The sequence below is a fragment of the Flaviaestuariibacter flavus genome (assembly GCF_004337505.1).
GTDB classification, from domain to species: domain Bacteria; phylum Bacteroidota; class Bacteroidia; order Chitinophagales; family Chitinophagaceae; genus Flavisolibacter; species Flavisolibacter flavus.
This window is the reverse complement of record NZ_SJZI01000042.1, coordinates 612,100-625,343: the sequence shown is the minus strand read 5'-3', so window position 1 is coordinate 625,343 and position 13,244 is coordinate 612,100. Positions and strand designations below refer to the sequence as shown.

Annotated in this window: 13 protein-coding genes; all 13 read right to left on the bottom strand. The window is 58.3% G+C overall.

Features of this window, described 5'->3' with window-relative positions; all coding sequences use genetic code 11:
• Positions 1–30: 30 nt before the first annotated feature.
• Positions 31–1,401, bottom strand: a complete 1,371-nt coding sequence (locus tag EPD60_RS10535; RefSeq protein WP_131449408.1) for an NADH-quinone oxidoreductase subunit N — start codon at positions 1,399–1,401, stop codon at positions 31–33.
• A gap of 3 nt (positions 1,402–1,404) precedes the next feature.
• A complete protein-coding gene (locus EPD60_RS10530) occupies positions 1,405–2,880 on the bottom strand; it encodes a complex I subunit 4 family protein (protein ID WP_131449407.1) in 1,476 nt (491 codons plus the stop codon).
• A gap of 81 nt (positions 2,881–2,961) precedes the next feature.
• The gene (gene nuoL, locus EPD60_RS10525) at positions 2,962–4,863 is read right to left on the bottom strand and encodes an NADH-quinone oxidoreductase subunit L (RefSeq protein WP_131449406.1); all 1,902 of its coding nucleotides are present in this window, start codon (positions 4,861–4,863) and stop codon (positions 2,962–2,964) included.
• 52 nt (positions 4,864–4,915) lie between these two features.
• Entirely contained in the window at positions 4,916–5,245 is a 330-nt protein-coding gene (nuoK, locus tag EPD60_RS10520; protein WP_131449405.1) for an NADH-quinone oxidoreductase subunit NuoK, read from the bottom strand.
• A 37-nt stretch (positions 5,246–5,282) separates the two neighbouring features.
• Positions 5,283–5,843, bottom strand: a complete 561-nt coding sequence (locus EPD60_RS10515; protein WP_131449404.1) for an NADH-quinone oxidoreductase subunit J family protein — start codon at positions 5,841–5,843, stop codon at positions 5,283–5,285.
• A 7-nt stretch (positions 5,844–5,850) separates the two neighbouring features.
• On the bottom strand, positions 5,851–6,393 hold the full coding sequence (nuoI, locus tag EPD60_RS10510; RefSeq protein WP_131449403.1) for an NADH-quinone oxidoreductase subunit NuoI: 543 nt from the start codon (positions 6,391–6,393) through the stop codon (positions 5,851–5,853).
• On the bottom strand, positions 6,377–7,513 hold the full coding sequence (nuoH, locus tag EPD60_RS10505) for an NADH-quinone oxidoreductase subunit NuoH (RefSeq protein ID WP_131449402.1): 1,137 nt from the start codon (positions 7,511–7,513) through the stop codon (positions 6,377–6,379). The genes nuoI and nuoH overlap by 17 nt, the downstream gene beginning before the upstream one ends.
• A gap of 114 nt (positions 7,514–7,627) precedes the next feature.
• On the bottom strand, positions 7,628–8,797 hold the full coding sequence (locus tag EPD60_RS10500) for an NADH-quinone oxidoreductase subunit G (protein WP_131449401.1): 1,170 nt from the start codon (positions 8,795–8,797) through the stop codon (positions 7,628–7,630).
• A 36-nt stretch (positions 8,798–8,833) separates the two neighbouring features.
• Entirely contained in the window at positions 8,834–10,186 is a 1,353-nt protein-coding gene (gene nuoF, locus EPD60_RS10495) for an NADH-quinone oxidoreductase subunit NuoF (protein WP_131449400.1), read from the bottom strand.
• Positions 10,187–10,219: 33 nt separating this feature from the next.
• The gene (locus EPD60_RS10490) at positions 10,220–10,633 is read right to left on the bottom strand and encodes a VOC family protein (RefSeq protein WP_131449399.1); all 414 of its coding nucleotides are present in this window, start codon (positions 10,631–10,633) and stop codon (positions 10,220–10,222) included.
• 1 nt (position 10,634) lies between these two features.
• On the bottom strand, positions 10,635–11,132 hold the full coding sequence (locus EPD60_RS10485) for an NADH-quinone oxidoreductase subunit NuoE family protein (RefSeq protein WP_243647808.1): 498 nt from the start codon (positions 11,130–11,132) through the stop codon (positions 10,635–10,637).
• 157 nt (positions 11,133–11,289) lie between these two features.
• Positions 11,290–12,525, bottom strand: coding sequence for an NADH-quinone oxidoreductase subunit D (locus tag EPD60_RS10480; protein ID WP_131449397.1), 1,236 nt, complete (start codon positions 12,523–12,525; stop codon positions 11,290–11,292).
• A 119-nt stretch (positions 12,526–12,644) separates the two neighbouring features.
• The gene (locus tag EPD60_RS10475) at positions 12,645–13,214 is read right to left on the bottom strand and encodes an NADH-quinone oxidoreductase subunit C (protein WP_131449396.1); all 570 of its coding nucleotides are present in this window, start codon (positions 13,212–13,214) and stop codon (positions 12,645–12,647) included.
• Positions 13,215–13,244 lie beyond the last annotated feature (30 nt).

Genomic DNA, 13,244 nt, shown 5'->3' with positions numbered 1-13,244 from the left:
AACTAAGTGCCCCCTGGTGGGGGACCGGGCTTAAAAATAAAGCCAGTTCGTCAGCAGCGATGGGAACAATCCGAGCAGGATCGTCACCGCAGCGAGCGCCACAAGCGTTGCCTTGAAACCGCCGCTCAGCTGCAGGGTAGCGCCGGCATTGCCTTCGCGGAAATACATGGCCTGCAGCAGGCGGAAGTAATAATATACCGAGATGGCGGCCATCAGCACCGCGAACAGGGCCAGCGCCAGCGAGCCGCTGGCGATGGTGGCACGGAGCATATAGAACTTGGAAAGGAAGCCGGCGGTGAGCGGAATGCCCGCGAGCGACAGCACGAAGATGACCAGCGCGCCGGCCACCAGGGGCTGCTGGCGGGCAAAGCCGTTGAAGCCTTCAAAGCTCTGGTCCTGCATGCGGATCAACACGGCGAAGATGCCGATTGTGGCCAGCGAGTAAGCGGCACCATAAAGAATAAGACCTTCCTGCGCATCGCTGTTGAGCGCGTAAACCGCCATCATCATAAAGCCGGCCTGGGCAATGGACGAATAAGCCAGCATACGCTTCACGCTTTGCTGGAACACCGCGGTGATGTTGCCGATAAACAGGGTGGCTGCCACGATGATCGCAACCAGCAACTTCCACTGGGGCGCGATCGAGTTGAAAGCGTTCATGAAAAGCCGCATGAAGGCGATAAAGCCGGCAGCTTTAACTACGGTGGCCATGAATGAAGTGAACACCGTGGGAGACCCGTCGTATACGTCGGGGGTCCAGAAGTGGAAGGGAGCGGCCGACACTTTGAACGAAAGGGCAAACAGCATCAGCATCATGCCCGCCACCAGCAGCACGGGCACCTTATCGGGGGCCACCACGAAGGTGGTTGCGAAAGACCCGGTGGCTCCGTAAATGAGCGCGATACCCATCAGCATAAGACCGGTGGAGAAAGAGCCCATAAGGAAATACTTGAGTGCCGCCTCGTTGCTTTTAAGGTTACTCTTTTCCGATCCGGCCAGGATATAGAGCGGGATGGAAAGCACCTCGATTCCCAGAAAGAGGATCAGCAGCGACTGGAAGGCCGCCGTCATGGCCACACCCGAGAGTACAAAGAAGATGAGGACGAAATAGTCATTGTAGTTGCGGCCCACACGCGCCATATCGCGGCCCGACAGCAGGAAATAGGCCAGCGTGCAGCCGAGTGCCACCAGCGTGAAGAGGGTGGCGAAGCGGTCGAACTGCAGCATACCGGCAACATTGATATCAACGAGCGAAACGTTGCGGAGGTCGAGTACGGAGCCGCCGATGGTGAGCAGCAGCAGGAATACGGCGAGGTTGCGGATGGCGGTCTCGCGCTTGAAGACGAATCCGCTGAACATCATCACAATACCACTCAGTGCCGAAAGGATTAATGCATTCATAGCTTACTTGATCGCGATGTTAGTGTAATTGGCGGCTTTAAGAATAGCCTGGGCCGAAGCCTTCGTAGCGTCGATGAGCGGCTGCGGGTAAACGCCGAACCACAGGATGAGCGCCACCACGATGCAAAGCGCCACTGTTTCGTTGGCCTTCAGGCGATAGCCCGTTGCCGTGCGCTCGTTGGCCGCTCCGAAGAATACCGCCTGCACCATGCGCAGGGTGTAGGCCGCCCCGAGGATAATGCTCAGGATGGCCAGCACGGTGAACACGATATTATATTTTGTACCACCCGAGTTCCAGATGCCGTTGAACATCAGGAATTCACCCGGGAAGGAGTTGGTGAGCGGAAGCGCCACATTGGCAAAGGCCACCACCACCAGCAGGATGGTCAGCGCGGGCGCTTCTGCGGCGATGCCTCCGAGTTGCGACAGCTTGCGGGTGCCGAACTGGCGCTCCACGAGTTCCACCACGATCCAGAGCCCGATGATGTTGACGCCGTGGTGAAAGAGCTGGATCATTACGCCCTGCATGCCGCTGCGGCTCAGCGCGAAGATGGCCGCCGACATAAGGCCAATGTGCGCGATAGACGAATAGGCCACGAGCCGCTTCAGGTCGTCCTGCTGCAGCGCGATGATAGAAGCGTAGAGAATGCCGATCACCGAGAGGCTCATCACCACGTCGCCCCAGATATAAGAAGCGTCGGGCACCACGGGCAGCACCCAGCGGAGCACACCGAAAACACCCATCTTCACCATGAGGCCGCTGAGCACCATGGTAACCGCCGTGGGCGATTGCTCGTAGGTGTCGGGCTGCCAGGTGTGAAAGGGGAATACCGGCATCTTGATGGCGAAGGCAATAAAGAGCATCCAGAAGATCCAGCCCTGTGTGCTGTGCGAAAGATTGAGCGCATAGAACGACTCGAGCGAGAAGCTCTGGTCGGGTGTAAGCGAGTAGAGATAAAGCAGGGCGATCAGCATGATCACCGAGCCGGTGAAGGTGTAGATGAAGAACTTGAACGTAACCTGGATCCGGCGCTCGCCGCCCCAGCCGGAGCAGAGGAAGTAAACCGGGATCAGCGCGAGCTCCCAGAAGAAGTAGAACAGCAGCGCGTCGGTGGCGGTGAAAACCCCCATAAGTCCCGCCTGCGTCAGCAGCATGAGCCCGAAGAAGTTGCCCGGCTTGCGGTAGGGCGTCTTCCAGGTTGCCAGCAGGATGATGGGATAGGCAATGCCGGTGAGGAGCGTGAGGATACCCGACAGCCCGTCGAGCGAGAGGCTGAAGGAAGCACCCAGCGAACCCATCCAGGGCGCGCTGAACTCAGGCGTCAGGCCCGACTTCATATCGGCAAAACCCTTGATGGAAACAGCCATCGCAGCGAAGGCCACCAGGAGCGACCAGCCGCGTGCCGCTTTGTCTTCCTTCAGGAAGAAGGTGACGAGGCCGCCGATGAGGGGGATCAGGAACAGTAGTAATACGGTCATAACGCAGTCAATTCAAAGTCAAAAGTCAAAAGTCAAAAGCGCTTGCGCCGGTTCTGTTTTTGAATTTTGAATTATTACTTTTTACTTTTTCAAAAAGAATTCCAGTACAAAGAAGAGCACCATGCTCACCACCATCAGCAGCACGTAGGAGCCTACCTGGCCGCTCTGCAGCCAGCGCATCTGGCGTCCGCCGTAGTTCACGGCCTTACCCACGCCGTTCACAATGGCATCAATACCACTGCGCTCAAAGAGGTTGGCCGACACACGCGAAAGACCGTTGAGGGGCTTTACAAAAACGGAGTCGTACAGTTCGTCTACATACCACTTGTTCTCCAGCACCTTTCCGAAAGCGCCGCTCCGCTCCTCGCGGTAGTTTCGGTAGCGCGACCACGCAAAGAGGATCGCCGCGATCGCTACGGCCGTGGTGAGTCCTACCAGGATCCACTCGGTGCCATGGTCAACATCCACATGTTTTGTATGCACTACCGGGGCGAGAAACTCAGAAAGTTTTTCGCCGCCGTGCATAAAGATCTCCGGTACACCCACAAAACCGCCAACTACCGAGAGGATGGCCAGCACGATCAGCGGGATCGTCATGGCCGCGGGGCTCTCGTGCAGGTGCCTGCGCTCTTCTTCGGTGCCGCGGAACGATCCGTTGAAGGTGATAAACAGGAGACGGAACATATAGAAGGCAGTCAGGGCCGCGGTGAGCAGACCTACTGCGTAGAGAAACTTGTTTTCATGGAAGGCGCTCAGCAGGATGGCGTCCTTGGAGAAGAAGCCGCTGAAAGGCGGGATGCCTGCGATGGCGAGACAGCCGATAAAGAAGGTGATGTAGGTGATCTTCAGCGTACCCTTGAGGCCACCCATATAGCGGATGTCCTGCTGCCCGCTCATGGCGTGGATCACCGAGCCGGAGCCGAGGAAGAGGAGGGCTTTGAAGAAGGCGTGCGTCATCACGTGGAACACGGCAGCCACATAGGCACCCGTGCCGAGGGCAAGGAACATGTATCCCAGCTGGCTCACTGTTGAATAAGCGAGCACTTTTTTGATATCATTCTGGCGGAGTGCGATGGTGGCGGCGAGCAGCGCCGTGGCGGCACCGGTAACGGCAACCACGTTGAGCGTGCCGGGTGCGAGGTTATAAAGAAGGTTGCTGCGGGCGATCATATAAATACCCGCGGTCACCATGGTGGCGGCGTGGATAAGGGCCGATACCGGTGTCGGGCCGGCCATGGCGTCGGGAAGCCAGGTATACAGCGGGATCTGGGCGCTCTTGCCGGTAGCGCCGAGGAAGAGCAGCAGCGTAATGCCCACGATCGCCTTCGAGTTGGAAACGGGGCCGGCGGGATCGATGGCAGCCACGGCGCCTTTCGCGCCAAAGAGGTCGATATAGTTAAGCGAGCCGAAGCGCTCCAGGATCCAGAAGAGGGCCAGCAGGAAACCGAGGTCGCCGATGCGGTTCATCACGAAGGCCTTCTTGGCAGCCTTCGTATAGTCGATGTTCTTGAACCAGTAGCCGATCAGCAGGTACGAGCAAAGACCCACACCTTCCCAGCCGATGAACATGATGAGGTAATTGGCGCCCATCACCAGCAGCAGCATCGAAAACACGAAGAGGTTCAGGAAAGCGAAGTAGCGGGCGAAGTGCTCGCGCTTTTCCTCGTGCATATACGAGGTGGAGTATACGTGAATGAGAAAGCCGACGCCGGTGATGATCAGCAGGAACAGCGAAGACAGCTGGTCGATCTGGAAGGCGAAGGGCACGCGCAGGTTGCCTACGGTGAAGAAGTTGAAATAGGTGTAGGGCGTTTGTGAGAACTCACCTTTTGCAAACAGCATGCAGCTGATGATAAAGGAGCCCAGCACAGTGCCCGAGCCGACAAGGCCGACGAGACCTTTAGCCAGGTACTTGCGGCCCAGGCCGTTGATCAGGAAGCCGGCGAGGGGCAACAAGGGAATGAGCGCGATCAGATTCTTCATATACAGTAAAGCTTTCGGCCGTCAGCAATCAGCTTTCAGCGGTCTTGGTCTTTTAGTGTTTCAGGCGATTCAGGAAGTTGATGTCTACGGAACGCGTGTTGCGGTACAGCATCACGATGATGGCGAGGCCCACACTGACTTCGGCGGCTGCCACAACCATGATGAAGAACACGAACAGCTGCCCGTCGGTGCCGGCCGTTGTCGCAGGCGTGCCTGCCGCCAGGTAATGCATCTTCGAGAAGGCTACCAGCAGCAGGTTCACGGCGTTAAGCATCAGCTCAATGCACATGAACACGATGATGGCGTTGCGGCGTGTGAGCACGCCGATGATCCCGATGATGAAGAGGGCGAGCGAAAGAAACAGGTAATATCTGATATCCATAAGAGACCCCGCGGGGCTTTATTGCTTGATTAATTCATTACTCCACTTCGATGGCAGCGCGCACCGCGTGGTGGTGCTCGTCTTGCTTCGGCGTGCGGCTCTTTTCATCTTTCTTGCCGATCACCACTGCACCCACCATGGCGGTGAGGAAGAGGATCGAGGAAAGCTCGAAAGGCACCACGTATTCGGTAAAAAGCACGCGGCCCAGGTTCTGGATCAGGCCAATGCCGCCACCGCCAAGCTCGGTCTGCCGGGCTTCGGTGTTCTTGAGGGCCGCCACCAGCACCAGCAGCAGCGAGCCGCCGGCAACGGCGCCGCCGAGGCGGAGCCAGCGGTTTTTCTGGGGCTCGGTGTCCTTATCGAGGTTCATCAGCATGATCACGAAGAGGAAGAGCACCATGATGGCACCTGCGTAAACAATGATGTTAACGATGGCCAGGAACTGCGCGTTGAGCAGCACATAGTGGCCGGAGATAGTGAAAAAGGTCACGATCAGCCAGATAACGCTGAACACGGGGTTCTTGCTGGTGATCACCATCAACGCGCTGAACAGCGAGACCATCGCCAGGACCCAAAACAGGATTTCGGTAATGCCCATGAGTAGATTATTTGGATTGGGGGATCGTTCCTTTTGCCTTGGCGAAACCTTCCGGATCGGTCACCGGGTTGGGGATCAGCAGGTCTTCCTTTTTATAGATAAAGCCTTTGCGGTCGTAGTTGGCCTGGGCAAAGGTCTGCGACAGGTAGATGGCGTCCTTCGGGCAGGCCTCTTCGCAGAGTCCGCAGAAGATGCAGCGCAGCATGTTGATCTCGTACTTCGCGGCGTACTTCTCTTCCCGGTAAAGATGCTCCTCTCCTACCTGGCGCTCGGCCGCTTCCATGGTGATGGCTTCAGCAGGGCAGGCAAGGGCGCACAGGCCGCAGGCGGTGCAGCGCTCGCGTCCTTCTTCATCGCGGTTGAGGATGTGCAGGCCGCGGAACACAGCCGAGAAGGGACGTTGCTGCTCGGGGTAGTTGATCGTCGGCTTCTTCTTGAACATATGGCTGAAGGTGATCCCCATGCCCTTGAAGATCGAGGGCAGGTACATCTTCTCGGCAAACGTCATCGGCTTGCGCTCGACCTGTTTGTTTCTATTGGTGAGTTGCATGTGTCAGGCTTACTTGTTCGGATTTGGACGGCTGCGAATTTAGCCCATTTTGGGGCTGTGCGCCGTTATTGTCTTTATTGAGCCACAGGACGACTCCCGCGGTAATGATCATGTTGGCAAGTGCCAGGGGCAGCAGGCCGCGCCAGCCAAGGTTCATCAGCTGGTCGAAGCGGAAGCGCGGGATGGTCCAGCGGATCCACATGAACAGGAAGATAGACAGGAAGGCCTTGCCCATCAGCGAGGCGAAGCCGAGGAGGCCTACCCACCAGGCGCCGTTGTGGGCCGCCTCGTTGAAGAAGGGAATATCCCAGCCGCCGAAGAAAAGCGTTGCCATCACCACACCCGAAATGAACATGTTGATGTATTCGGCAAAGAGGTAGAAGCCAAGCTTCATCGAGGAGTATTCCTGGTGGTAGCCGAAGTTGAGCTCGTTCTCCGCTTCGGGCAGGTCGAAGGGTGTGCGGTTGCACTCGGCAAGGGCACACACAAAAAAGATGAGGAAGCCGAGGGGCTGGTACAGGATGTTCCATCCATGCAGCACCTGGTAGTCGACGATGACGCTCATGCGGAGGTCACCCACCACCAGCAGTACAGCCAGCAGCGAGAGGCCCATGGCCAGTTCGTAGGAGATCATCTGCGAGGCGCCGCGGATGGCGGCCAGCAGCGAGAATTTGTTGTTGGATGCCCAGCCGCCGATCATGATGCCGTAAACGCCCAGCGATACGACGCCGAAGATGTACAGCACACCGATATTAATGTCGGCGATCTGCAGCGGCATCAGGTGGCCGAAGAACTCCGAGGTCGGTCCCCAGGGAACTACCGCCGAGGTCATGGTAGCGGTGATCATGGCCAGCAGCGGGCCCATGATGAAGAGCACTTTGGAAGAAGCGTTCGGGATGATCTCTTCTTTCATGAACAGCTTCACGCCGTCGGCGAGGGGCTGCAGCAGTCCGAAAGGACCCGCGCGGTTGGGACCGCGTCGGTCTTGCAGGAAGGCCGCGATCTTGCGCTCGGCATAGGTGCTGTACATGGCCACCACCAGCGCGGTGGTAACGATGATCGCAATGAGTGCGAACTTTTCAATCAGGGTGATCAGCCATTCGGCCATAAGTAGGTACATAGCGTTGTCGTCGGTGTGGGAGGATGCTCCCGGTTTGTTATCGTGAGTCGTCAGCCATCAACCGTGAACCGGAGAAAGCGTCGTCAAACACCCTCACGGTTCACGGCTCACGGTTCACGGAGTGTTCGGGTTCGTCGAGTCGGTGCCCAGCATATTGCGGCCGACACCTTCCTTCACATCGGTAATATTAGTGCCGGCGGATTTCGGGTTGCCGCTGAACGTAGCGCCGGTGGCCGGGCCGGGAATCTCGTTCAGGTTGACCTTGTTCACGTCGGAGACTGTATGGATGTCCATCAGCAGTTTCGGGTCGCGGCCGTCCATTACCTCCTTGAAGATTTCTTTCGGCTTCCGGATACCGGTGTAGTGGCCGGCGCCGATCACCGAATGACGGTCAACGCGTGTCGGGCCTTCGATGGTCCAGTCGCTCACCTTCTTCTTTTCGAAGCGGCATTCGTTACAGATCCATTCTTCCACCTCACCCCACTGGTCTTTGCGGGCCGTAACGCGGAGCACGTCGTCGCCGCGCAGCCAAAGGCGTACGTTGCCGGTGCAGTGCGGGCAGTCGCGGTGCGCGTCTACCGGCTTCGTAAACCACACGCGGTTCTTGAAGCGGAAGGTGCGGTCGGTGAGGGCGCCCACGGGGCATACGTCGATTACGTTGCCGATCATGGGGCTTTCGAGCGACTGCTGGATATAGGTGGCGATCTGTGCGTGGTCGCCGCGGTCGAGCACGCCGTGCTCACGCTGGCCGGCCACCTGGTTGGCGGCGTGCACGCAGCGGTAGCACAGGATGCAGCGCGTCATGTGCAACTGGATATAGGGGCCGAGGTCGATGCGCTCGAAGGTGCGGCGCTTGAACTCGTAGCGGGTGCCTTCCTTGCCGTGCTCGTAGGAAAGATCCTGCAGGTCGCACTCACCGGCCTGGTCGCACACGGGGCAGTCGAGCGGGTGATTGAGCAGCAGGAATTCCACCACGCCCTTGCGGGCTTCGAGCACCGCGGGGTTGGTGATATTTTCCACCACCATACCGTCCATAACTGCGGTGCGGCAGGAAGCCACGAGTTTGGGCATGGGGCGCGGGTCGGCGGTGGAACCGGCCGATACCCGCACGAGGCAGGTGCGGCAGTAACCGCCCGTCTTATCGAGCTTCGAGTAGAAGCACATGGTCGGGGGAACGATGTCTCCGCCGATCTTACGTGCCGCCATCAGGATGGTCGTTCCGGCTTCCACTTCAACTTTGATGTTGTCGATGGTTACCGTGAACATCTTTTTTTCTTCAGCCATATACAGGGTGCTCCTTCCGGAGCGTCGTTTTCATGATTAACTAACAGCTACAGAAATAGGATCTGCGTAGTGTGCGAGCCCGAAGTTGCGCTTCTGCGCTTCGTCGGGATTGAGCACATGCCACTCAAACTCATCACGGAAGTGACGGATGGCGGCAGCCACGGGCCAGGCGGCGGCGTCGCCGAGCGGGCAGATGGTGTTGCCTTCAATCTTGGCCTGGATGTCCCACAGCAGGTCGATGTCGCGCATATCGCCCTTGCCGTGCTCGATCTTGTGGAGGATCTTTTCCATCCAGCCCGTGCCTTCGCGGCAGGGCGAGCACTGGCCGCAGCTTTCGTGGCGGTAGAAGCGCGCCAGCGAGAAGGTGTGACGCACCACGCACTGGTCTTCGTCGAGCACGATAAAACCGCCCGATCCCATCATGGAGCCGGTGGCAAAGCCGCCGTCGGCGAGGCTTTCGTAGGTCATCATGCGGGTCTCGCCTTTTGCCGTTTTCAGCAGTAGGTTGGCCGGCAGGATGGGAACGGAAGAACCGCCCGGGATGCAGGCCTTGAGGCGCTTCCCGTTGGGGATGCCGCCGCAATATTCGTCGCTGTAGATGAATTCCTCTACCGAAATATTCATGTCGATCTCGTAGATGCCCGGCTTGTTGATGTTGCCGCAGGCGGAGATCAACTTGGTACCCGTGGAGCGGCCGACGCCGATGGCGGCATAGGCTTCAGCTCCCCCGTTGATGATGGGCACTATCGCCGCGAGTGTCTCCACGTTGTTTACCACCGTGGGGCAATCGTAAAGGCCTTTGATGGCCGGGAAGGGCGGCTTGATCCGCGGGTTGCCGCGCTTGCCTTCGAGCGACTCGATCAGGGCCGTTTCTTCACCGCAGATATAGGCGCCGGCGCCGCGCTGCACATAGATCTGGCAGTTGAAGCCGGTGCCGAGGATATTCGTTCCGAGGAACCCGGCGCGGTTGGCTTCGGCGATGGCTTCTTCCAGTATATCTACGATCCAGGCGTATTCGCCGCGGATGTAGATATAGGTGCGCTCCGAGCCAAGGGCGAAGGAGGAGATGATGAGGCCTTCGATGAGGAGGTGCGGGATGAACTCCATCAGGTATCGGTCCTTGAAGGTGCCGGGCTCCGATTCGTCGGCGTTGCACACGAGGTAGCGGGGAACGCCTTCGGGCTTAGCCAGGAAGCTCCACTTCATGCCGGTGGGGAAGCCGGCGCCGCCACGGCCGCGGAGGCCGCTCTTTTTCACCTCTTCCACGATGTCGGCGGGCGCCATCTTGAACGCCTTCTCCACCGCGGCATAACCGCCGTGGCGGCGGTAGGTGTCGAAGTAGCGGATGCCTTCTACGTGTGCGTGTTCGAGCAATAATTTTTTACCCATGGTCTATCAGATATGCGGCAGTGCCGCTTTGGATCATTGTTTTTGCTTGGGTTCCTTGTCGAAATTGAACATCCAATTAACACCGAACTGGTCGGTGAGCATGCCGAAGCGGGCACCCCAGAAGGTGTCCTGCAGCGGCATCGTAACGCGGGCGCCTTCGCTCAGGGCCGCAAAGGTGCGGTCGATCTCTTCCTGCGAAGAAAAGTCGAGGCTCAGGTGCACCATGCCGCCCACGGCTTCGTTCTGCTGGCCGTCGGAGGCCATCAGGAACAACCCGCCGGCCGAAAACTGGGCGTGCATTACCTTTTTTGCATCCTCTGGAGCAGTCTCCACCGGCGCGCCTTCGAAATACTGCAGGCCCTGGATCTGTCCGCCAAGTGCCTTCGCGTAAAAGTTCAGGGCTTCCTCGCAGTTGCCGTTGAACATGATATAGGGAGCTAAACGCATCTTAATTGTTTTGAACCGCGTTGCGGCGGCATTCGTCAATAATGGCATCCACCTTCTCCCGGGTGAGGTGCTCTTTGTAGAACTTACCGAGCTGCATCATCGGCGCATAGCCGCAGGCGCCGAGGCACTCCACGGTTTTGAGCGTGAACATTCCGTCGGTGGTGGTTTCACCGATCCCGATGTTCAGTTTTTCCTTGATATAGGCAATGATGTCGTCGGAGCCGTTGAGCATGCAGGGCCCGGTCTGGCACACCTCGAAGAGGTATTTGCCCACCGGCTTCAGGTTGAACATGCTGTAGAAAGTAGCCACCTCGTACACCTCGATCGGTTTCAGATCGAGCAGGGAGGCAACGTAGTCCATGGCCTCGGCCGACAGCCAGCCGCTGTTGGCTTCCTGTGCCAGGTGCAGCACCGGAATCAGGGCGCTCTTCTGCTGCCCCTGCGGGTAGCGCGCCACGATCTCGCGTACTTTATTGAGTTTCTCTTCAGAAAACGTCACGGTCAAAAACGGTTTATTAGTTAATTGGTCTATTGGTTAATTGGTAAGGTGTCTTCTGTTCAAACCATCCTTCCCACTCACCAAACCACAATTCTATCAGCACATTTACTTCACTACAACAGATCCGAGATCCTGAGATCCAAGATCTAAAGATTTCTTACCCGTCCATCTCGCCGGCGATGAGGTTCAGCGACGACATCACGATAATGGCGTCGGAGAGCATCGAACCTTTTACCAGTTCTTCGTAGGCCTGGTAGTAGACGAAGCAGGGACGGCGGAAGTGCAGGCGGTAAGGCGTGCGGCCTCCGTCGGAAATGAGGTAGAAGCCCAGCTCACCGTTGCCGCCTTCCACGCTGTGGTATACCTCGCCCGGCGGAATGTCGATCTCACCCATCACGATCTTGAAGTGGTAGATGAGGGCTTCCATCTTGGTGTATACGTCCTTCTTCTCGGGGAGGTAGTATTCCGGCACGTCGGCATGGTAGATGCCCGCCTCGTCGCCTTTCATATCCTGCAGCTTGCGGTAAGCCTGGCGGATGATGGAAATCGATTCCCACATCTCGCCGTTGCGCACCAGGAAGCGGTCGTAGCAGTCGCCGGTGTTGCCGGTGGGAATGCTGAATTCGAAATCCTGGTAAGAGCTGTAAGGGGTGTGCACGCGCACGTCGTAGTCGACGCCCGCGGCGCGCAGGTTGGGCCCGGTGAAGCCGTAGTTGAGCGCGCGCTCGCCCGAGATGGGGCCGGCGCCGATGGTGCGCTCCATGAAGATGCGGTTGCGGGTAAAGAGGCTTTCGAACTCCTTCAGCACGGCCGGGAACTCGTCGAGGAATTTCTCGAGCTTGGTAAAGGCGATATCGTTGAAGTCGCGCTCGAAGCCGCCGATGCGACCGATATTGGTCGTCAGGCGCGAGCCGCACACTTCTTCCCAGATCTCGTAAATGAGCTCGCGGTACTGCATCACGTAAAGGAAGCCGGTAAAGGCGCCGGTGTCTACCCCGATTACGGAGTTGCAGATGATGTGGTCGGCGATGCGGGCGAGCTCCATGATGATGACGCGGAGGTAGTCCACACGCTTCGGCGTCTGGATGCCCAGCAGCTTTTCGCAGGTCATGTGCCAGCCCATGTTGTTGATCGGCGCCGAGCAGTAGTTGAGGCGGTCGGTCAGCGGGGTGATCTGGTACAGGGGGCGGCGCTCGGCGATCTTCTCAAAGGCGCGGTGGATATAACCGATCGTCTGCTCCGCCGACACGATCTTTTCGCCGTCGAGCTCCAGGATGTTCTGGAACACGCCGTGCGTGGCGGGGTGCGTCGGCCCGAGGTTGATGGTGGTCGTTTCCTTCTCGATAGAGCCTTCGGGAAGCGGGATATGGGAATATGGTGTGTTCGTAGCCATGTTATCGTCGTTTGTGTCGTAGGCGTCGGCAAGCTCGGCCTGACATTGCGGGCTCTTCGTTTGGTAAGGCCTGTCACTCTGAGCCTGCCGAAGAGTGACCTGCGAAGTATGCCGAAGCGTTATTTTTCGCTCTCCGGCAGCGTGTGCAGCGTCGGCGCTCCGTCTTCGCGGCGGTTGCCGAAGTCGAAGGAGCCGCCGCGGCCGAACATCTCGTCGTCCTTGTCGATGCGGGTCTGGTCTTCGAGCGGGAACTCCTTGCGCTGCGGGAAGTAGTCCATCTCATCCACGTTCTGAATCCGCTTCAGGTTGGGATGCCCGGTGAAGTTGACCCCATAGAAATCGTAGGCCTCGCGCTCCTGCCAGTTGGCGCTTTCATAAAGCACCGTGGCACTCTGCACGTCGGGCTGCGCCACGGGTGCGAACACCTTGAAGCGCAGGCGGAAGTTCTCTACCAGGTTGTGCACGTGGTATACCACCGCAAGCTCGCGGCCCGCGTAGGCCGGGTAGTGCACCGCGGTGAGGTCGGTGAGAAAGCGGAAGCCGTTCTCGTATAAATACTGAAGCACCGCGATGTTCTGATCGCGGTCGGCTTCGAAGGTCAGCATGCCATAGGGTTCCTCGAAGGCCTTCACCTTGTCGCCGAAACGCTCCAGGAGCTGCTGTTGTACTTGTTCGTTTGTCAATGCCATAAGACCCATCCCCCGGCCCCTTCCCGATGG